The following is a 19777-nucleotide window of genomic DNA, read 5'->3' as shown; positions in this document are numbered from 1 at the left end:
GGAGGAGTCGATCATCACCGGGACGCGGCTGATGTCCGGCTCGGCCGCGATCAGCTTGGTGAACCGGTCCATCGCGGCGACGCCGTCGATCATGCCCTCGTCCATGTTGATGTCGATGACCTGCGCACCGACCTCGACCTGCTGCAGGGCGACCGACAGGGCGCTGTCGTAGTCCTCGGCCTTGATCAGGTTGCGGAACCGCGCGGAGCCGGTGATGTTGGTGCGCTCACCGATGTTCACGAACAGGGAGTCGTCGGTGATGATGAGCGGCTCCAGGCCCGAGAGCCGGGTGGCCACCGGGATTTCCGGCACTTCTCTCGGTCTCAAGCCGTCGACGACCTTGGCGATCTCGGCGATGTGCGGCGGCGCCGTTCCGCAGCAACCACCGACCAGGTTGACCAAACCGGCCTCGGCGAACTCGGCGATGTAGCCGGCCTGGGCCTCCGGGGACTCGTCGTACTCGCCGAAGGCGTTGGGCAGCCCGGCATTTGGGTAGCAGGATACGAAGGTGTCCGCGATCCGCGCCACCTCGGCGATATAAGGCCTCATCTCCGGCGCGCCGAGCGCGCAGTTGAGGCCGACCGCGATCGGCTTCGCGTGCCTGATCGCATTCCAGAACGCTTCGGTGACCTGGCCGGACAACGTCCGGCCGGAAGCATCGGTGATGGTGCCCGAGATGATCAACGGCCAGCGGCGTCCGCGGTCCTCGAACAGCGTCTCGATGGCGAACACCGCCGCCTTGGCGTTCAGCGAATCGAAGATCGTCTCGATGATGAGCAGGTCGGCACCGCCGTCGACCAGACCGTTGGCCGCTTCCAGGTAGGCGCTGACCAGCTGGTCGTAGGAGACGTTTCGCGCTCCGGGGTCGTTGACGTCCGGCGAGATCGACGCGGTCCGCGTCGTCGGCCCCAGGGCCCCGGCCAGGTAGCGGGGCTTCTCCGGGGTGCTGAACTCGTCGCAGACCGCCCGCGCCAGGGCAGCACCGGCGTAGTTCAGCTCGTAGCCCAGCTCGTGCATGTCGTAGTCCGACAGCGAAACCGCGTTCGAGTTGAACGTGTTGGTCTCCAGGATGTCGGCGCCCGCCTCGAGGTATTCGCGGTGGATCCCCTCGATGATCTGCGGCTGCGTCAGGTTGAGTAGGTCGTTGTTGCCCTGAAGAGCGGTTGGCCACTCCGTGAACCGGTCGCCGCGGTAGCCGGCCTCGTCCGGGCGGTCCCGCTGGATCGCCGTGCCCATCGCGCCGTCGATCACCATGATCCGCCGGCGCAGAGCAGCCGTCAGTTCGTCGGTGCAGTCGGGGCGGATGTTCGGCGCAAAGGTGTTCGGCTCAGGGGCGTTCACGTGCACTCCTTCCGTAGCGGAAGGCGTCCTTAACTCTGCCGAGCGTGGCGGATACCGGCAGGAACCGGAGAACCGTTGCAACGCCTCTCGACCAGAAAAGTCTACGTCGTCACCCGACGTCTGGACGCCCAGCTCGACCCGACCCGGTTGGGCGCAGTCATCGGAACAAGCATAGCCGGTCTATGGAAAATCGCTGCTGCTGTGCGCGCCGCGACCTAGGTCAGGCCGTACCCTGATTGCGTGACCTCCGCGGATGTCAGCCCTTCGCTCCCCGAACTGCACAACACCATCGTCGTGGCTGCGTTCGAGGGCTGGAATGACGCCGGTGACGCCGCCAGCGATGCGCTCGAGCACCTCGACGCCATCTGGGAGGCCGATCCGATCGTCGAGATCGACGACGAGGCGTACTACGACTACCAGGTGAACCGTCCGGTGATCCGGCAGGTCGACGGCGTCACGCGGGAACTGGTCTGGCCGTCGATGCGGATATCACACTGCCGCCCGCCCGGTGCCGATCGCGACATCGTGCTGATGCACGGCGTGGAGCCGAACATGCGGTGGCGCACATTCTGCGCCGAGCTGCTGGCCGTCGCCGACAAGCTCAACGTCGACACCGTGGTGATCCTGGGCGCGCTGCTGGCCGACACGCCGCACACCCGGCCGGTGCCGGTCTCCGGGGCGGCCTACTCGGCCGAGTCGGCGCAGCGGTTCGGGCTGCAGGAAACCCGTTACGAAGGCCCGACCGGCATCGCCGGGGTGTTCCAGGACGCCTGCGTGGCAGCGGGCATACCGGCTGTCACGTTCTGGGCGGCAGTGCCGCATTACGTCTCCCAGCCGCCGAATCCGAAAGCGACCGTCGCGCTGCTGCGCCGCGTCGAGGACGTCCTCGACATCGAGGTGCCGCTGGCCGACCTGCCGGCCCAGGCCGAGGAGTGGGAGCAGGCGGTCACCGAGATGACCACCGACGACGACGAGATCGCGGAGTACGTGCAGTCGTTGGAGGAACGCGGCGATGCCGAGGTCGACATGACCGAGGTGCTGGGCAAGATCGACGGCGACGCGTTGGCCGCCGAATTCGAGCGCTATCTGCGTCGCCGCCGGCCGGGCTTCGGGCGCTAGCGGCGATCGCAAACTCGGCACAGCCGAGTGCAGCGGGTCGCCGCCATCAAACCTAGGACTTCTCCAGCTGCTGGGTGTGGGCGCTGATGGACCGGCCGAGCGCGGCCACCTCGGCGTCCATCTGGGCCACCTGCCCGCCGGCGGTCTTGAGGATCGGGCCCTCGCCGAACCGGGTCGACAGGAACGGCTTCAACCAGCGGAAAACACTCACCCAGCCCGGGCAGTACACCCGCTTCTTGCGGTGCTCGATGCCGTCGACGAACGCCGCGGCGCACTTGTCCACCGAGGTGGTCTTGTTCAACGGCCACGGGAACTTCGCCAACTGCTCGCGGAACACGGGCAGGTCTTTTTGGGTGTCGCGGACCAGCGCGGTGTCGATCCAGGACATGTGCGCCGACCCGACGGCGACGCCGAGGTGGGCGACCTCGAGCCGCAGTGCGTGCGCGAGATGCTCGTTGCCGGCCTTGGACATGTCGTAGGGCGCCATCCCCGGCGCCGCCGTGAACGCGGCCAGCGAGGAGACGACCAACACGTAGCCGCGGCGTTCGATGATCGACGGCAACGCGGCGCGCACGGTGTGAAAAACGCCCAGCAGGTTGACGTCGAGCAACCGCTTGACCGCGTCGGGGTCGACGTTCAGGACCGAGCCGTAGCTGGCGATGCCGGCATTGGCGACGACGGTGTCGATGCCACCGAACTTCTCGACGGCCTGGTCGGCTGCGGCCTGCATGGCGGCGAGATCGCGGACGTCGGCAACCACGGTCAGAACGTGCTCGTGGCCGCCCAGCTCGGCGGCCCTGGCCGCCAGCGCCGTCTCGTCCAGATCGGTGAGGACCAGCTTGGCGCCCTTGGCGTGCAATCGGCGGGCCACCTCGGCACCGATTCCCTGGCCGCCACCGGTGATGAATACGACTTGCGAGTCAACTGACGTCATGGCCGCAACCTACCTCTTATCGCCGCGGTGAAGACAGTTCCACTCCCAGCAGCGCATCCACCGCCGCGGTCACCTGCCGCGGGGCGTCGGTGTCGTGACCGCCGTATTCCAGCGCATCGGTAGTCCAACCATCCAGGGCGGCAAGCGCTTTGGGCGTATCGAGGTCGTCGGCGAGATAGCGGCGCACCTGGGCGATCACGTCGGCGGCGTCCGGCCCGGCGGCAAGCGCGGTCGCGGCCCGCCACCGTTGCAGCCGGGTGTTGGCGTCCTCCAGCACCTGGGGCCCCCAGTTGCGATCGACCCGATAGTGCCCGGCCAGCAGCCCCAGCCGGATGGCTGCCGGTTCGACGCCCTCGGCACGCAACCCGGATACCAGGACCAAGTTGCCGCGGCTCTTGGACATTTTGTGCCCGTCCCAGCCGATCATTCCCGCGTGCACGTAGTGCCCGGCGAAACGTCTTTCACCGGTGACAGATTCGGCGTGCGCGGCGGTGAACTCGTGGTGCGGAAAGATCAGATCGCTGCCGCCGCCCTGGATGTCCAGGCCGCTGCCGATGCGGCTGAGCGCGATCGCCGCACACTCGACGTGCCAACCCGGCCGGCCCGGGCCGAACGGCGAAGGCCAGCTCGGCTCTTCGGGTCGCGCCGCGCGCCACAGCAACGCGTCGAGCTGGTCGGTTTTGCCGGACCGGTCCGGGTCGCCACCACGTTCGGCGAACAGCGTCAGCATGGTGTCGCGGTCGTAGCCGGATTCGTAGCCGAATTGCAGCGTGGCGTCGGCACGGAAGTACACCTCGGGGAAGGGGGCTTGCTGGCCGTCCTGGCCGACGACGTAAGCGGCCCCCGAGGCCAGCATCTTCTCCACCAGCTCGATGACCTCGGCCACCGCCTCGGTTGCCGCGACGTACTCGCGCGGCGGCAGCACCCGCAATGCGGCCATGTCGTCGCGATACAGCGCGACCTCGCGGGCCGCGAGGTCGCGCCAGTCCACCCCGTCGCGGTTGGCCCGCTCGAACAGTGGATCGTCGACGTCGGTGACGTTCTGGACGTAGTGCACGTCGTGTCCGAGGTCCAACCACACCCGGTGGATGAGGTCGAACGCCAGATAGGTGGCGGCGTGGCCGAGGTGGGTGGAGTCGTAAGGGGTGATTCCGCAGACGTACATGGTGGCGGTCGGCCCGGCCGCCACCGGGCGCACCTGGCGATCGGAGCTGTCGTAGAGCCGCAGCTCCGGACCGCGTCCCGGCAGCGCTGGTAAGGGTGCCGAGGGCCAGGACTGCATACCGTCGACTTTAAAGCCTCGCTAGCTCGCCACCCGGATCGCGCCCAGCAACAGATCCGCGAGTTCGGTGCGGCACATCAGGAAATCGGGCAGGTACGGGTCGGGGCGGTTGTAGATCATCTCCGAGCCGTCCAGCCGCGAGGCGTGCATGCCGGCCGCCAAAATCACGCCGGCCGGGGCGGCCGAGTCCCACTCCCACTGCCCGCCCGCGTGGATGTAGGCGTCGGCGTCGCCGCGAATCACCGACATCGCTTTGGCTCCGGCCGAGCCGATCCGGACGAATTCCACGTCGAGCCGGCGAGCCAGGTGATACAGCACGGCGGGCGGCCGATTGGAGCTTGCCGTGATCCGGATCGGCCCGGAATGTGCTGTGGTGGGCGCGCTGACGGTGTCGCTGCGATGCAACTGCCCCATCGCCGGCAAGGCGACGGCCGCGTCGGTGATCGCCCCGTTGGGACCACCGTGGCGCTGCCACAGCGCCACATGCACCGCCCAGTCTTCTCTTCCCTCCCAAGAGAATTCGCGTGTTCCGTCCAGCGGGTCGACGATCCACACCCGGTCGGCCCGCAATCGGTTCAAGTCGTCGTAGGCCTCTTCGCTGAGCACCGCGTCGCCCGGGCGCTCGGCCTGCAGTCGCCTGAGCAACAACGCATTGGCCTGGCTGTCGCCCTCGTCGCCGAGCAGCCACGGGTGGTCGAAACCCACCCGATCGCGCACCGCCAGCAACAGCTTTCCTGCCTCTTCGGCAAGGTCGGCGGCCAGCGCGGCGTCGCTGAGGGGCTGGGGATTCACCGGTCCAGTATCACCGACGGCTGCAGCCTGCCATGCCACGCCTCAGAACGCGGGCCAGGGAATTGGGCGATGCCGGTCCGGGCCCGGCATCACCGGATTGTTCAGCAGGGCGCGGGCCCGCAGGCGCAGCGCGGCGATCTCGGCACTGGTGATGTGGTCGGCCAGCGCTTCCCCGAGCGAATCGGCCAGCGCGTCGACCAGGCAGGCCACCTTCTCCAACGTCTTGTCATCGACCGCCTTGCCGGCCCATCCCCACAGCACCGTGCGCAGCTTGTCCTGCACGTGCAGGCAAACCCCGTGATCGACGCCGTAGACATCGCCGTCGAGGCCGCGCAGCACGTGGCCGCCCTTGCGATCGGCGTTGTTGATCAGCACGTCGAAAACCGCCATCCGCCAGAGTCGAACGTCGTCGGCGTGCACAAGCGAGACCGGATCGCCGGCATAGTCATACGCGCGCAACACCGGTAGATACCCGCGCGGGCAGCGGTCGGCGGGAACCAGGTCGACCAGATCCAGCCCCGGCCCGGGGTCTGAATCAGGCGTGTCGCCGGGCTGGTCTACCCACAGCTGTAACATCCCCGGACCGGCGGGCCCGTGGCGAATGATGGTGTAGGGCACAATGTTCCAGCCCAAGTGCGCCGAGACCAGATACGCGCCGATTTCGCGACCGGCCAGCGTGCCGTCGGGAAAGTCCCACAGCGGCTGTTCGCCGGCCACCGGCTTGTACACGCAGTGCACGGTGTGATCGTCCAGCGTCGATTCGCACAGAAAGGTGGCATTGCTCGCGGAGCGAATGCGTCCCAGGACCGTCAGCTCTCCGGTGCGCAAGACCTCGCGATCGTCAGGCCTCTGCGTCATCGTCCGGCCCGAGCAGCGCGCTGCGCCGGTAGCCGTTCGTCCGCGCACAGATGTGTCCCTCGGAGTCCAGCGGTTCGTCGCACAACGGGCACGGCGGGCGGCCCGCGGAGATGACGGCATTGGACCGGCTGGCGAACTCGCGCGCCGACTCCGGCGTCAGAAACACCCGCACGGCATCGGGACCCTCGTCGGTGTCGTCGAGCACCACCGAAGCGTCGAACTCGGTTTCGCTGACGGCCAGCAATTCGACGACCACGGTTTGCGCCTCGGAATCCCAGCCCAGACCCATGGTCCCGACCCGAAATTCCGCGTCGACCGGTGTGACCAACGGGCTGAGGTCTTCAACCTCGTCGGTCTCCGGTGGAACCGGCGTCCCGAACCGCCGATTGACCTCGACCAGCAGGGCGCCGATCCGCTCGGCGAGCACCGCCACTTGCTGCTTCTCCAGCACCACCGACACGACCCGGGCGTCGTGCACGGCTTGCAGATAAAAGGTGCGATTTCCGGGCTGGCCAACGGTCCCGGCGACGAATCGGTCGGGTGAGCGGAATACGTGGATCGCACGAGACATGGCAATTCCAAAATACCGGCAGATGCAGCTGAGTCGTAAATCGCGCGCACCACAACTCACTCGGTTGAGCCGCCGACGACCGCGTCGCCGGCCGGGGTGCCCGCCTCGGGCGCCGGAGCAGCCGTCAATGCTGACGTCAGCCGCCCGCCGGTGTGGTTGACGTGCAGCACGAACGGGCGAAGCTTCGTGTAACGGATCACACTGAGCGATGCCGGGTCGGCGGAGACACGTTGGAAGCCGTCCAGATGCAAACCGAGCGCGTCGGCGACGACCGCCTTGATGACGTCGCCGTGAGTGCAAGCCAGCCACAGCACGTCGCCGCCGTGTTGCCCGGACAGCCGCGCGTCGTGCTCTCGGACCGCGGCGACGGCGCGGGTCTGCACCTCGGCCAAGCCCTCGCCGCCGGGGAATACCGCCGCGCTGGGATGGGCCTGAACGACCGCCCACAGCGGCTCCTTGACCAGATCGCTCAGGGAGCGCCCGGTCCAGTCGCCGTAGTCGACCTCGGCGATTCGGTCATCGACGAGCGGTTCGACACCCAATGCCGCAGCGAGCGGCTCGACCGTGCTTCGGCATCGCAGCAAAGGTGAGCACACCACCGCACGGATCGGCAGATCGCCGATCCGGTCGACCAGCTCCGCGGCTTGCCGGCGGCCCTTTTCGTCCAGCTCGACGCCCTCGGAGCGCCCGGCCAACACGTGCGCGGTGTTCGAAGTGGACCGGCCGTGCCGCAGCAGGATCAGGGTCATATGCGCCGCTCCTCAGCATCGCTGCGCTCTGCATCGTCGCCGGCGCGGGTCATGCCGCGCTCACCGCCCCGGTTGCCAACAGGATCAGCACGGCCGTGCCGGCCGCCACCCGATAGCCGACGAACCAATACATGCTGTGGCGCACCAGAAACCGCAGCAACCACGCGACCGCGGCCAGGCCGACGACAAACGCGATCACGGTGGCCACCAGCAGTTGCGGGCCGGTCGCGCTCATCCCCTCCCGCACCGGATGGAAGGCGTCCGGCAGCGAGAACAGCCCCGAGGCGAAAACGGCCGGAATGGCCAGCAGGAACCCGAACCGGGCGGCCAGCTCACGCTCGAGACCGAGGAAGAGGCCGGCGCTGATGGTGGCACCCGATCGGGAGACCCCGGGTACCAGTGCCAGCGTCTGAGCGAGGCCGACGACAACGGCGTCGCACCAGGTCAGTTGCTCGACGCGGCGATTTTGCCGCCCGATGCGCTCGGCCAGGGCGATCACCGCCGAAAACACCACCAAAGCCGTCGCAATCACCCAGAGATTGCGTGCGCCCGAGCGGATCTCGTCCTTGAAGAACAGGCCGAGCACGCAGATCGGGATGGTGCCGATGATCACGTACCAACCCAGCCGGTAATCGGCGGTGCGATGCGTGGCGGCACGAAGGCCGCTGAACCAGGCTGTGACGATCCGAACGATGTCGCGGGCGAAGTAGACCAGCACGGCCACCTCGGTGCCCAATTGCGTTACGGCAGTAAACGACGCGCCGGCGTCCGCGGCGAAGAAGACGCGGGACACGATCGCCAGGTGGCCCGACGAGGAAACCGGCAGGAATTCGGTCAGCCCCTGCACGACGGCCAATACGCCGACCTGCCACCACGACATCGCCGGCACCGCATTCACGACGACGACCGTACCGGGTGTGCGCGGCGGCTACGCCAAACAGCCCCGCGGCGGGATCTATCTGGAAGCTTCGGCGAGGGCAACCGCGTCGCGCACGGCCGCACCCAGGCTGCGCTCGTCGGTGATGTCGACGTCGACGACGTTGCGCCGGACGGTGGCAACGACGTCTTCGGGCTGCGGAACGGGCCCACTGAGCCGGGGCCGGTACACCTCCACCAGCAGCTTCTGGCCTTCGATGCGGAACGCGAAACTTCGGCCGTCGCCTACTTGCCCGAATCCGCTGGCCAAGACCTTGGTGCAGAAGACACCTAGCCACATATCCTCGATAGCAAACTCTCGGTCTGAGAATTGGCCGTTTTCGGCAACGCTCATAGCGCGACCATACCTCGCCGTCTGTCTCGGGCAACCCCGACCGACCCGAGCGATACCTGACAATATTCTTTAGGATCGAACCTCAATCCGACCATCCCTCTATACCGTCTAACCCTCCGATCACCTGAGAGTTACCCTGTGCCCGCACACCGCAAACACGGTCGGAGCCAGACTGGTCTACAGGCCACTGGCCTGCTGCTTTCGCTGCTCCTTGCGGCCGGATGTTCGGGTAAAACCCTCGACGAAACCTCGCTCAGCATCGCGCCGGCGCAGCCGGCGCAATCCCCGCCGTTATCCCAGGATCCGGCCGGCGTCGTTCATCCGCTGGGCGGTCGAACGCAAACAGCGATCTTCGACGGCCGCACCGCGCAACTGGTGATCGTCGCACCCGGGCCCGCCTCCGCGGCGCCCGCGAGCGTCACACTGTTGGGGGCCCAGCAAACATCTCAGCGCGATATTGCGTTGTCCGCGCCGGTGTCCGGGCTGGCCGGCGACAACGGCGGCACCGCCTATCTGTCCACCCGCGGCGGCTACTTCGTGGTCGATCTGTCGGCCGGGACCGTGATGCGGGTCGGTGTCCGCGACGCAGAAAACGTGGACTTCACCGCGATCACCCGCCGCTCCGACGGCACGGTGGTGCTCGGCACCGCCGACGGCACGCTGTACACCCTGTCGCCCGGCGCACTCGACGATAACCGGATAAGAGTCCATACCCACATCGATTCGCTTGCCGCACAAGGCAATACCGTCGCCGTGTTGGACCGCGGACGGACCTCGGTCACCACAGTGGGCGCCGACGGCAAGGTCGGGCAGTCGCTGCGCGCAGGTCAGGGCGCGACCACGATGATGGCCGATCCGGCGGGCCGATTGTTGGTCGCCGACACCCGGGGCGGTCAACTGTTGGCTTTCGGAGTGGACCCGCTCATTCTGCGTCAGGCGTACCCGGTCGCAGATTCGCCGTACGGCGTAGTCGGATCGCGGGGGTTGGCCTGGGTTTCGCAGACGGCGGCGAATATCGTCATTGGTTACGATCTATCGACCGGAATACCACTGGAAAAGGCACGGTACCCAACGGTGCGGCAACCCAACACGCTGGCGTTCGATGATGCTGCGGGCACCTTGTATGTGGTTTCCGGCGCCGGCGGAGGGGTTCAGGTCATCGAACACGCGGCGACGGGCCCGCGTTGACGGCGGCGCGGCACGGCAGGTTGCCGACGGGCTGGGACACCGAGTTGTCCGACGAGTACGAGTGGGCGCCGTTGCGTCTTCCGCCCGACGTGACGCGGCTCAGCGCCTCGACTCGACTGTCCATCGAAGCGGAGTACCGCGGCTGGGAGTTGACCCGGGTACGTCTCTACACCGACGGAAGCAGGCGAGTGTTGCTGCGCCGCAAGAAGTCTCGTGCAGACCGTGCGGACAGCACGCGGCCCGATCCGCTGGACCTGTGACGGTGCGCCGGCCGCTTGACGAGAATCCCGCGATGTACGCCGCGTTGCGCCGGTTGCTGTTCCTGGTGCCCGCCGAACGCATCCACGGCCTGGTGTTCGCCGGGTTGCGCGGCGCCACGGCCGCCGCACCGGTCCGGCGGCAACTGAGCCGTCGGCTCGCGCCGATCGACCCGGCGCTGGCCAGCACGGTATTCGGCGTGCACTTCCCCGGGCCGCTGGGCCTGGCCGCCGGGTTCGACAAGGACGGCGCCGGGCTGAACGCTTGGGGCGCAATGGGTTTCGGCTACGCCGAGGTCGGTACCGTCACCGCCCACGCCCAGCCGGGCAACCCGGCGCCGCGACTTTTCCGGCTGCCCGCCGACCGCGCCCTGCTCAACCGGATGGGTTTCAACAACCACGGCGCGGCCGCGCTGGCCGCCAGGCTGGCCCGGCACCGTCCCGACGTACCGATCGGGGTCAACATCGGCAAAACCAAAACCACCGCACCCGAGGACGTCGCCGACGACTATCGCGCCAGTGCCCGACTGGTCGGGCCGCAAGCCGCATACCTGGTGGTCAACGTCAGCTCGCCGAACACCCCCGGGCTCCGAGATCTGCAGACGGTCGAGCCGCTGCGAGCCATCCTGTCCGCCGTTCTGGCCGAGACCTCGACACCGGTGTTGGTCAAGATCGCACCCGACCTGGCCGACTCCGACATCGACGGCATCGCCGACCTGGCAGTCGAACTCGGACTGGCCGGCATCGTCGCCACCAACACCACGGTGTCGCGCGCAGGGCTGCGCACACCCGGCGTCGAGCGACTCGGCAGCGGCGGCATCTCGGGGCGACCGCTGACGCGTCGGGCCGGCGAGGTGCTGCGGCGGCTCTACGGTCGGGTCGGTGACCGGCTGGCGCTGATCAGCGTCGGTGGCATCGAGACCGTCGACGACGCCTGGGAACGGATAACCGCGGGAGCCTCGCTACTGCAGGGCTACACCGGGTTCATCTACGGCGGAGGCTTGTGGGCCAAGCACATTCACGACGGCCTCGCCGCCCGCCTGCACGACGGCGGGTTCAGCTCGTTGAGCGAGGCGGTCGGTTCGGCGTCCCGCTAGCCGATTTACTTCTGCTCGTAGGTTGCCTGGATCACCGCTCGCGCGATCGCGTGCTGAAAGAGGTTGAAGCCCAAGAATGCCGGGCTGGCATCCTCGGCCAGGTCGAGCTTGTCGACGTCGACGGCATGCACGGCGACGTAGTAGCGGTGCGGCCCGTGGCCCGGCGGCGGCGCCGCCCCGATGTAACGACGCGCGCCGGCGTCGTTGACGAGAGTCACGGCGTCGCCCGGCAGATTGCTGCCGTCGCCGGCGCCGGCGGGCAACTCGGTGACCGACGCGGGCAGGTTGGCCACCGCCCAGTGCCAGAAGCCGGACGCCGTCGGCGCATCCGGGTCGTAGACGGTCACCGCGAAACTGCGTGTCCCGTCGGGGAATCCCGACCACGACAGTTGCGGGCTGACGTCCTCACCACCGGCGCCCATGATGCCGCTGACTTGCGCCGTCGCCAGCGGTTGGCCGTCGGCAATCGACGTCGACTCCAGATGAAACGACGGCAGCGTGGGCAGCGCGGCGTACGGGTCGGGCGGTGTGGTCATGATCGATCCCTCTCGTGTTGTCGGCTAGCAGTGCGTCAAGAAGTGGGTCAGCACCTCGGTGCCGAACCGCAGCGCATCCACGGGTACCCGTTCATCGATGCCGTGGAACAACGACGCGAAATCCAAATCCGGCGGCAGCCGCAGCGGCGAGAAGCCGAAGCAGCGAATCCCCAACCGCGCGAATGCTTTTGCATCGGTACCACCGGAAAGCATGTACGGCACCGTCCGAGCGTCAGGGTCGACGGCAAGCAGCGCCGCGTTCATGGCGTCGACCAGGGCACCGTCGAACGTCGTCTCATACGACGGCAGGGTGGTGATCCATTCACGCGTGACGTCGGGGCCGATCAGCTCGTCGACCTCGGCTTCGAACGCCGTCAGACGGCCGGGAAGCACCCGGCAGTCCACGACCGCTTCCGCAGTCGCCGGCACCACGTTGGTTTTGTAACCGGCCTTGAGCATCGTGGGATTGGCGGTATCGCGCAACGTGGCCTTCACGATGCGGGCGATCGGCCCGAGTTTCTCGACGGCCCCGTCCAAGTCGGGCGAATCAGTGTCGAAAGTGAACCCGGTTTCTTCGCCGACGGCTGTCAGGAACTGCACGACGCTGTCGGTCGGCACCAACGGGAAGCGGTGGCGGCCCAGCCGCGCCACCGCCTCGGCGAGCGCGGTGACCGCGTTGTGGTCATGGACCATCGAGCCGTGCCCCGGTCGACCGCGGGCGGTCAACCGCAGCCAGTGCATGCTCTTCTCCGCGGTCTCGATCAGATAGAGCCGCCGCTCACCACCGTCGCGGCGCGGCACCGTCAGCGAGAACCCGCCGACCTCGCCGACCGCCTCGGTGATGCCCTCGAACAGGTCCGGCCGATTGTCTACCAGCCACTGCGACCCGTACTTGCCGCCGTTCTCCTCATCGGCGACGAAGGCGAACACCAGATCGCGCGGCGGGACGATGCCGGCCCGCCGGAATTGCCGGGCCAAGACGATCATCATGCCGACCATGTCCTTCATGTCGACCGCGCCGCGGCCCCAGAGATAGCCGTCCTCGATCGCGCCGGAGAAAGGATGCACGCTCCACTCGGCCGGCTCGGCGGGCACCACGTCGAGGTGCCCATGGATCAGCAGCGCCCCGCGCGAACTGTCCGCGCCTTTCAAGCGGGCGAACACGTTGCCCCGCCCGGGCGCGCCGGACTCCAGGTATTCGACTTGATAGCCGACGTCCTCGAGCTGAGCGGCAACCCATTGGGCGCATTCGGCCTCGCCCTTGGTGGTTTCGAGCTCGCCGGTGTTGGTGGTATCGAATCGGATCAGCCTGCTGACGACGTCGACGACGTCGTCGATGGGAGTCTCGGCAGGGACCGTCACAATCACCTTTCCTACCACCGGCGCCGAAACCGTGGCGCGGCGCGCTTGTCGCCGGGCAGGTTTGGGTGCGGGCAGGCCCATCCGATAGCCTTAGCTGCCAATTGACTGGTCTTGAGTCCGAGTGGCGGAATGGCAGACGCGCTAGCTTGAGGTGCTAGTGCCCTACTAATGGGCGTGGGGGTTCAAGTCCCCCCTCGGACACCCAAATGAGCAAGCTGCGTCCCATACTTCGCGGTTTCCGCGGGCGTCGGGGCGGGAAGCCTGCCTGAGGATCGCAAGTGGGCTCGGCGCGACGACACCGACCGTAAGCTGCGATCCAGCACCTACGACAGGCAATGGCGAGCACGACCCATGGACCGACCCAGCGGCTTTCTGCGGCGGCCACCGCGACGCACCTTCAGCGACCGCCGGGAAGCCGGTCGCGTACTGGCTGACGAACTGGCGTCGTACCGCGGTAAAGCCGGGCTGCTGGTCCTCGGGCTGGCCCGCGGCGGCGTACCGGTCGGTTGGGAAGTCGCCGCCGCGCTGGGCGCAGAGCTGGATGTCTTCCTGGTCCGCAAGCTGGGCGTGCCCCAATGGCCCGAGCTGGCGATGGGCGCACTGGCCAGCGGCGGCGGCGTGGTGATGAACGACAACGTGGTGTCGAGCCTGCATATCACCGATGATCAGGTGCGCACTGTGGTCGACCGCGAAACCGTCGAACTCAACCGCCGCGAGCACATTTACCGGGGCGGCCGGCCGGTCGCCGACCCGCGCGGCAGGACCGTCATTGTCGTTGACGACGGGATCGCCACCGGCGCGAGCATTCTGGCGGCGGTGCGCGCACTGCGGGACGCCGGCCCAGACTCGATCGTCGTCGCGGTCCCGGTGGGACCGCCGTCGGTGTGCCAGTTACTGGCCCAGGAGGCAGACGCCGTGGTGTGTGCGGCCATGCCGGACGACTTCGAGGCAGTAGGGCAGGTTTTCGTCGACTTCCATCAGGTCAGCGATGACGAGGTACGCGAGTTGCTGGCGACCCGACCTGGTTCTTAGGAGTTTTTGTGGTCGTCGGCGCTGCCGGTGTCCGCGCGCGGGGACGCGTCGTCGTCCTCGTCGGGCACGTCCGCCGGGTAGTCGGCAACCTGGTCATCGGGTGACTCCGGGTGCTCCGCAGAACCAGCGTCGTGGGTTGCCGGACCGGCCTCGCGTCGCTGCCGCTCCTGCAGCGCGTCGACAATCAACAGCACCACGCCCAGCACACTGGCGCCGATGCACACCCACGCAACCAACTCATTGCTGGTGATCACCGCGAAAACGAGCGCGGCAAGGCCGATCACCGCTAACACCAGCGCGACAATCAGCATCGGGCAACAACCTCCAGGCGACGGGGCGATACGGCCAAATGTGCAGGATACCTACCGGTGCTGCCGGTATCCCCAACCGACCTAGTTAGTACCCCGATTGAACTGGTTGAACCCCGCGGCGTCATTGCTCGCACTGGAATCGACCGGCGCGGCCGACCCGCGTTGTCCGAGCTCCTCGAGCTGAGACTCGAGGTAGGTCTTGAGTCGGGTGCGGTATTCGCGTTCGAAGGTACGCAGCTGCTCGAGCCGGCCTTCCAGCACAGTGCGTTGCTGGTTGATCGTGCCCATGATCTCGGAATGCTTGCGCTCGGCATCGGCCTGCAGCGCATCGGCCTTCTCCTGGGCCTGGCGTAGCTGCGTCTCGGAACGGGTCTGCGCGTCGGACAGCAGCGCGTCGGCACGCTGGCGGGCCTCGGAGACCGTGGTCTCGGCCTCGCGGCGGGCGTCGCCGACGATCTGGTCGGCGCTGGCTCGGGCATCGGCCAGCAGCTTGTCCGACTCCGCCTGGGCGGTGCCGGTCAATCGGTCGGCGGTGTCCTGAGCCAGGCTGAGCACCCGCGCGGCCTTCATGGCCTGCTCTTCCCCGAGCGACGCGGACGCGGCCGGAGCGGGAGCGGCGGCCGGGGTGGGCTGCGGCGCCGGTTTGACGGGCTCGGGTTCGGGCTCGTACAGCGGAATGGCTTGGGTGGCTTGAGCACTGGTGCCGCCGCCGGACCTGGCGCCCGCCAGTTCCTGGTCCAGCTCGGCGACCCGCTGACGCAGGTCGGAGTTCTCCTCGATGAGCCGGGTCAGCTCATTCTCGACCAAGTCGAGGAAGGCATCGACCTCGTCCTCGTTATAACCACGCTTGCCGATGGGCGGCTTACTGAACGCCACATTGTGGACGTCTGCGGGTGTCAGCGGCATTCTTAGCCCCCTTGAGTGTGGACAGTCAAACCGTCAAGGAAAGTGTAGGACGGGATGAACGATGTCGTAGCCATACTGCAACTGCGGCCCATCCTGTCACACCAGACCCGGCGGTAGCCGAATCGATCGATAAATAAGATCGAATTTCACAGTTTAAGAAGTGCGAAATCGGTGCCTAAGGAGAACCGAATGCCGGCCGTGGCAAACTGCCGCACTCGGTCAAGCACCCCTCAGCGCCCGTAGTCGATAGCCCACGTCATGCCGATGAACGCGAGCAGCAGCAGCACCATGATCGACAGGTCGAAGCGCACGGCACCGACGGTGAGCTGCGGGATCAGCCGTCGCAGCAGATTTACCGGCGGATCGGTGACCGACAGGACGACCTCCAGAATCACCACGGTGGAACCCCGCGGATGCCAGTCGCGGCTGAATGATCGGATGAACTCGATGACGACCCGCGCGATCAGCAGTAGCCAAAAAACGAAGAGCGCATAGCCAACGATGTGTACGAACGACGTCAACTAGAGCCCGACCTTAGTTATGAAAATGCGACCGTGGCGACAGCCCCAGCTGTGGCCAGATGTCAGCCTACCGGGTCAGACGCTGACCCGCCCGGCGGCTACTGGTAGGCGTAAAAGCCGGTCTCGGCGATGCGCCGGCGTTCTTCGGGCGAGACATCGACGTCGGCCGGTGAGAGCAAGAACACTTTGGTGGCGACCTTGTCGAATGAACCACGCAGCGCGAATGCCAGCCCCGCAGCGAAGTCGACCAGCCGCTTGGCGTCGGCATTGTCCATCGACACCAGGTCCATGATCACCGGGGTGCCGTCGCGGAACCGCTCGCCGATGGTGCGGGCCTCGCCGTAGTCCTTGGGCCGCAGCGTGGTGATCTTGGACAGCGGGCTGCTCTCGTCGAACATCATCGCCATCCGGCGCGGGTCCATCGCCAGCGCGCCGCGGGTGGCGCCGCGCAATGAGCCGAAGCGCGCGCGGCCGACGTCGGGGCGGTCGTAATCGGGTCCGCGGAAGCGGGGTTCGTCGGCGTAGCCGCCGCGGTAGCTGCCGGATCCGTACTCGGCGGACTCGCTACGCGGGTCGTCGTACTCGCGCCCCTCGTAGCGGCCATACCCCTCGTCGCCGAACCGCTGCCGCGGGTAGCCGCTGCGGGCCGGCGCGTGGTCGTCGTAGTACTCGTCGTCGTAATCCTCCATCGGAGCCATACCGAAGTAGGCCTTGACCTTGTGCAGTGTGCTCATCGCTTGACCCTTCTACAGCTCTGGGGACTTAGGATTTGGGGATCGGGGTGTCTGTGATGAAGATGTGACTGGAGTGACTACTGTCGGTGACGGTAGCGGTCGTTGACCTAATAACGCGGTACCGACACGCACACACGTCGAACCATGTTTGACCGCAATCTCGAGGTCGTCCGACATTCCCGCCGACAACCCCGCGGCGGCCGGATGCGCCCGGCGCACCCGGTGGTGTTCTGCCTGCAAGAGAGCGAACGCCCGGTCCGGCTCCCAGTCCAGCGGCGGGATCCCCATCAGACCAACCAGTTCCAGGGACTCCGCGGCATCGATCTGCGCACAGATTTCGTCGACGGCCCCGGTCTCGGAGAGGTCGACACCACCGCGGGACACGTCACCGTCGAGGCTGATCTGGACGTAGACCCGCAATGGACTTTTCCGCCGGCCCTCGCTCAGCGCACCGGCCACGGCCCGGTCGAGGGCCGCCACCACCCGGGTGCTGCTGACCGAGTGGGCGGTATGCGCCCAGCCGGCCAGCGACCGGGCCTTGTTGCGCTGAATCGTGCCGACCATGTGCCACTGCGGGCCCCCGGCTGCCGGGCCGTCCCCCGACCGACCGTCCAGCAACCGAGCGACTTCTTCCACCTTTGCCGCCGCTTCCTGGTCGCGGGATTCACCGAACGCGGCACATCCCAATCGCGACAAAATCGCCACATCGGTTGCCGGAAAGAATTTGGTAATAGGCAGGAGTTGAATTTCATCGAGTTTGCGGTCCGCCCCTTCGGCGGCTTCCGCAAGCCGCGATCGCAACGCCGCCAAAGAATCGGCCAATTCCAATTCCCGCTCCGGTCGAGCTGAGCGGTTTACCGCCACTGTGCTCATTGCATCCACACCACCGAGGCCAGCCGCCCGGTCGGGGCGCCACGGCGATGGCTGAACAGGTTGACGTCGTCGACCGTGCACCGCGGGTCGACATCGATGGCATTCACACCCAAAGTCTTGAGCTGGCAAGCGATTCCGGCACGAAGGTCCAGCCCCGGCGTGCCCGCCGACGTGGTGGTGCGACTGCCCGGCAGCGCCGACTCCACCTCGTCGGCCATCGCCGCGGGAACTTCGTAGTTGCGGCCACTGACCGCGGGGCCGAGCAGCACCGAGATGTCCGACTCGTGCGCGCCGACCGACAACATGGCCTCGACCGCTCGGGCGACCACGCCGTCGCGAGCTCCGACCCGGCCGGCGTGCACAGCCGCGACAACGCCTGCCCGCGCATCGGCCAGCAGCACCGGAACGCAATCGGCGGTCACCACCGCCAGCGCCAGCCGCGGCGTGCGGGTCACCAACCCGTCGGTGTTGTCGAACGCGGTGTCGCGTGGACCGTCGACCACTTCCACGTTGTCACTGTGAACTTGGTTCATCCACACCACCCGGTCGGGGCCAAGACCGATGGCGCCGGCCAGCCGGGCCCGGTTCGCCGCGACGGCGACCGGGTCGTCGCCGACATGGTCACCCAGGTTGAAGGTGTCGAACGGCGGCAACGAAACACCACCGGCCCGAGTGGTGCTGACCCGCCGGATGCGAACGCTCACCCGACCAGTATCCGGCGTGAGTACGGCCGCCCCGCCCCGACACCGTGTCGCGGCCCGCATCGTCGCGCGGCTAGCGCCGCATGAACGGCGGCACGTCGACGTCGTCGTCCTCGCCGCCGATGTCGAAGGTTGCGCCGTTGGTCGGCACCGACACGCTGACCGCGTCGGGAGGCTCGAACAGAGTGGAGCTGACCTTGCCGTGTTTGCCGGCCGCGATCGTCGAGGCACCGCCGTCGCTGACGACCGGCTTTCGGCCCGGCCCGTTGGCGTCGAAGCCCGCCGCGATCACCGTGACCCGCACTTCGTCGCCGAGCGAGTCGTCGATGACCGTTCCGAAGATGATGTTGGCGTCCTGGTGGGCGGCGTCCTGCACCAGCGAGGCCGCCTCGTTGATCTCGAACAAGCCCAGGTCGCTGCCGCCGGCGATCGACATCAGCACACCTTGGGCCCCCTCCATGGAGGCTTCCAGCAGCGGCGAGTTGATCGCGATCTCGGCCGCCTTCAGCGCGCGCCCGTCGCCCCGCGCCGAACCAATACCCATCAGCGCCGTACCCGCGCCCGACATGATGCCCTTGACGTCGGCGAAGTCGACGTTGATCAGGCCCGGGGTGGTGATCAGGTCGGTGATGCCCTGGACCCCGTTGAGCAGCACCTCGTCGGCGCTGCGGAAGGCGTCCATCAGCGAGACCTCGGCATCACCCATCTGCAGCAGACGGTCGTTGGGGATGACGATCAGGGTGTCGCAGCTTTCGCGCAACGACGAGATGCCGATTTCTGCCTGGGTGCCCCGCCGCTTGCCCTCGAAGGAGAACGGCCGGGTGACGACGCCGACGGTCAGCGCACCGAGCTTGCGGGCGATGCTGGCGACCACCGGTGCTCCCCCGGTGCCGGTTCCACCGCCTTCGCCGGCGGTGACGAAGACCATGTCGGCCCCGCGCAGCAGTTCTTCGATCTCGTCCTTGGCGTCGTCGGCAGCTCTGCGGCCGACCTCGGGGTCGGCGCCGGCGCCGAGCCCTCGAGTGGAGTCGCGGCCGACGTCGAGCTTGACGTCGGCGTCGCTCATCAACAGCGCCTGCGCGTCGGTGTTGATCGCGATGAACTCGACGCCCTTGAGTCCCTGCTCGATCATGCGGTTGACGGCGTTGACACCGCCGCCGCCTATCCCGACGACTTTGATGACGGCCAAGTAGTTGTGCGGCGGGGTCATCATTCTTTGTTCCTCCCTGGTGGGATTTGACTAAAGCGAACCGGCTCGGCAAACCTCAACCTCAAGTAAAGAGTTAGAGTTATGTCAAGTTGATTCGCGCAAACAGAACGGTATTGCCGCCGTGTGCCCGATC

At 67.4% G+C, this 19777-nt stretch carries 21 protein-coding genes, 1 tRNA gene and 2 pseudogenes; 6 read left to right on the top strand and 18 right to left on the bottom strand.

The window, feature by feature from the left end; genetic code table 11:
- Positions 1–1341: homocysteine S-methyltransferase family protein (locus VGG53_RS03560; protein WP_331516600.1), on the bottom strand; the 1341-nt coding region annotated here is incomplete at its 3' end.
- 240 nt (positions 1342–1581) lie between these two features.
- Between VGG53_RS03560 and VGG53_RS03555 the strand changes: the two genes are divergently transcribed.
- Positions 1582–2460 carry a PAC2 family protein gene (locus tag VGG53_RS03555; protein WP_331516599.1) on the top strand — a complete coding sequence of 293 codons (879 nt, stop codon included), beginning with the start codon at positions 1582–1584 and terminating at the stop codon, positions 2458–2460.
- 52 nt (positions 2461–2512) lie between these two features.
- Here VGG53_RS03555 and VGG53_RS03550 read toward each other — a convergent pair whose 3' ends face one another.
- The 8 genes from VGG53_RS03550 to VGG53_RS03515 form a co-directional block, all read right to left on the bottom strand.
- Positions 2513–3394, bottom strand: a complete 882-nt coding sequence (locus VGG53_RS03550) for an SDR family oxidoreductase (protein WP_331516598.1) — start codon at positions 3392–3394, stop codon at positions 2513–2515.
- Between the two features lie 16 nt (positions 3395–3410).
- The gene (gene mshC / locus VGG53_RS03545) at positions 3411–4676 is read right to left on the bottom strand and encodes a cysteine--1-D-myo-inosityl 2-amino-2-deoxy-alpha-D-glucopyranoside ligase (protein WP_331516597.1); all 1266 of its coding nucleotides are present in this window, start codon (positions 4674–4676) and stop codon (positions 3411–3413) included.
- Between the two features lie 21 nt (positions 4677–4697).
- Positions 4698–5468: a 3'(2'),5'-bisphosphate nucleotidase CysQ gene (locus VGG53_RS03540; protein ID WP_331516596.1), complete on the bottom strand. Its 771-nt coding sequence runs from the start codon at positions 5466–5468 to the stop codon at positions 4698–4700.
- 42 nt (positions 5469–5510) lie between these two features.
- Positions 5511–6326 (bottom strand): SCO1664 family protein, encoded by an 816-nt coding sequence (locus VGG53_RS03535; RefSeq protein ID WP_331516595.1) that lies wholly within the window; start codon positions 6324–6326, stop codon positions 5511–5513.
- Complete coding sequence (locus VGG53_RS03530) at positions 6310–6897, bottom strand: DUF3090 domain-containing protein (RefSeq protein WP_331516594.1); 588 nt, start codon at positions 6895–6897, stop codon at positions 6310–6312. Before VGG53_RS03530 ends, VGG53_RS03535 begins: the two co-directional genes overlap by 17 nt.
- 56 nt (positions 6898–6953) lie before the next feature.
- The gene (locus VGG53_RS03525) at positions 6954–7646 is read right to left on the bottom strand and encodes a histidine phosphatase family protein (protein WP_331516593.1); all 693 of its coding nucleotides are present in this window, start codon (positions 7644–7646) and stop codon (positions 6954–6956) included.
- A gap of 49 nt (positions 7647–7695) precedes the next feature.
- Complete coding sequence (locus VGG53_RS03520) at positions 7696–8526, bottom strand: undecaprenyl-diphosphate phosphatase (RefSeq protein ID WP_331516616.1); 831 nt, start codon at positions 8524–8526, stop codon at positions 7696–7698.
- 75 nt (positions 8527–8601) lie between these two features.
- Positions 8602–8916, bottom strand: coding sequence for a hypothetical protein (locus tag VGG53_RS03515; protein WP_331516592.1), 315 nt, complete (start codon positions 8914–8916; stop codon positions 8602–8604).
- Positions 8917–9054: 138 nt separating this feature from the next.
- On the opposite strand from VGG53_RS03515, the gene VGG53_RS03510 reads away from it, so the two are divergent.
- The 3 genes from VGG53_RS03510 to VGG53_RS03500 are packed head-to-tail and all read left to right on the top strand — an operon-like array spanning position 9055 to position 11458.
- Positions 9055–10104 carry a YncE family protein gene (locus VGG53_RS03510; RefSeq protein ID WP_414688873.1) on the top strand — a complete coding sequence of 350 codons (1050 nt, stop codon included), beginning with the start codon at positions 9055–9057 and terminating at the stop codon, positions 10102–10104.
- On the top strand, positions 10101–10364 hold the full coding sequence (locus VGG53_RS03505) for a DUF5703 family protein (protein WP_331516591.1): 264 nt from the start codon (positions 10101–10103) through the stop codon (positions 10362–10364). The genes VGG53_RS03510 and VGG53_RS03505 overlap by 4 nt, the downstream gene beginning before the upstream one ends.
- 32 nt (positions 10365–10396) lie before the next feature.
- Entirely contained in the window at positions 10397–11458 is a 1062-nt protein-coding gene (locus tag VGG53_RS03500; protein ID WP_331516614.1) for a quinone-dependent dihydroorotate dehydrogenase, read from the top strand.
- A 5-nt stretch (positions 11459–11463) separates the two neighbouring features.
- Here VGG53_RS03500 and VGG53_RS03495 read toward each other — a convergent pair whose 3' ends face one another.
- Positions 11464–11994, bottom strand: coding sequence for a YbhB/YbcL family Raf kinase inhibitor-like protein (locus VGG53_RS03495; RefSeq protein ID WP_331516590.1), 531 nt, complete (start codon positions 11992–11994; stop codon positions 11464–11466).
- 24 nt (positions 11995–12018) lie between these two features.
- On the bottom strand, positions 12019–13356 hold the full coding sequence (locus VGG53_RS03490; protein WP_414688874.1) for a M20/M25/M40 family metallo-hydrolase: 1338 nt from the start codon (positions 13354–13356) through the stop codon (positions 12019–12021).
- A 115-nt stretch (positions 13357–13471) separates the two neighbouring features.
- Between VGG53_RS03490 and VGG53_RS03485 the strand changes: the two genes are divergently transcribed.
- Together VGG53_RS03485 and VGG53_RS03480 are read left to right on the top strand one after the other, a co-directional pair.
- Positions 13472–13557: transfer RNA gene (locus VGG53_RS03485), tRNA-Leu, on the top strand.
- A 129-nt stretch (positions 13558–13686) separates the two neighbouring features.
- Positions 13687–14388, top strand: a pseudogene (locus VGG53_RS03480) (phosphoribosyltransferase); the annotation flags it as partial.
- Here the strand turns inward: VGG53_RS03480 and VGG53_RS03475 are convergent.
- The 7 genes and pseudogenes from VGG53_RS03475 to ftsZ all read right to left on the bottom strand — a co-directional run bounded on the left by VGG53_RS03475 (position 14385) and on the right by ftsZ (position 19644).
- Positions 14385–14699: a hypothetical protein gene (locus VGG53_RS03475; protein ID WP_331516589.1), complete on the bottom strand. Its 315-nt coding sequence runs from the start codon at positions 14697–14699 to the stop codon at positions 14385–14387. The pseudogene VGG53_RS03480 and the gene VGG53_RS03475 overlap by 4 nt on opposite strands.
- Positions 14700–14780: 81 nt before the next feature.
- The gene (locus VGG53_RS03470) at positions 14781–15605 is read right to left on the bottom strand and encodes a DivIVA domain-containing protein (RefSeq protein WP_331516588.1); all 825 of its coding nucleotides are present in this window, start codon (positions 15603–15605) and stop codon (positions 14781–14783) included.
- 230 nt (positions 15606–15835) lie between these two features.
- Positions 15836–16126 carry a YggT family protein gene (locus VGG53_RS03465; protein ID WP_331516587.1) on the bottom strand — a complete coding sequence of 97 codons (291 nt, stop codon included), beginning with the start codon at positions 16124–16126 and terminating at the stop codon, positions 15836–15838.
- 98 nt (positions 16127–16224) lie between these two features.
- Complete coding sequence (locus VGG53_RS03460) at positions 16225–16860, bottom strand: cell division protein SepF (protein ID WP_331516586.1); 636 nt, start codon at positions 16858–16860, stop codon at positions 16225–16227.
- 84 nt (positions 16861–16944) lie between these two features.
- Positions 16945–17733, bottom strand: a pseudogene (locus VGG53_RS03455) (YggS family pyridoxal phosphate enzyme); the annotation flags it as partial.
- Positions 17730–18437 carry a peptidoglycan editing factor PgeF gene (pgeF, locus tag VGG53_RS03450; RefSeq protein ID WP_331516585.1) on the bottom strand — a complete coding sequence of 236 codons (708 nt, stop codon included), beginning with the start codon at positions 18435–18437 and terminating at the stop codon, positions 17730–17732. The gene pgeF and the pseudogene VGG53_RS03455, both read right to left, overlap by 4 nt.
- Before the next feature lie 70 nt (positions 18438–18507).
- Positions 18508–19644 carry a cell division protein FtsZ gene (gene ftsZ / locus VGG53_RS03445; protein ID WP_331516612.1) on the bottom strand — a complete coding sequence of 379 codons (1137 nt, stop codon included), beginning with the start codon at positions 19642–19644 and terminating at the stop codon, positions 18508–18510.
- Positions 19645–19777: the final 133 nt, after the last annotated feature.

Origin of the sequence: Mycobacterium sp., assembly GCF_036490025.1 — a bacterium.
In the GTDB taxonomy this organism is placed as follows: Bacteria; Actinomycetota; Actinomycetes; order Mycobacteriales; family Mycobacteriaceae; genus Mycobacterium.
The sequence above is the reverse complement of the archived record's forward strand: the minus strand, read 5'-3'. Positions and strand labels throughout refer to the sequence as shown.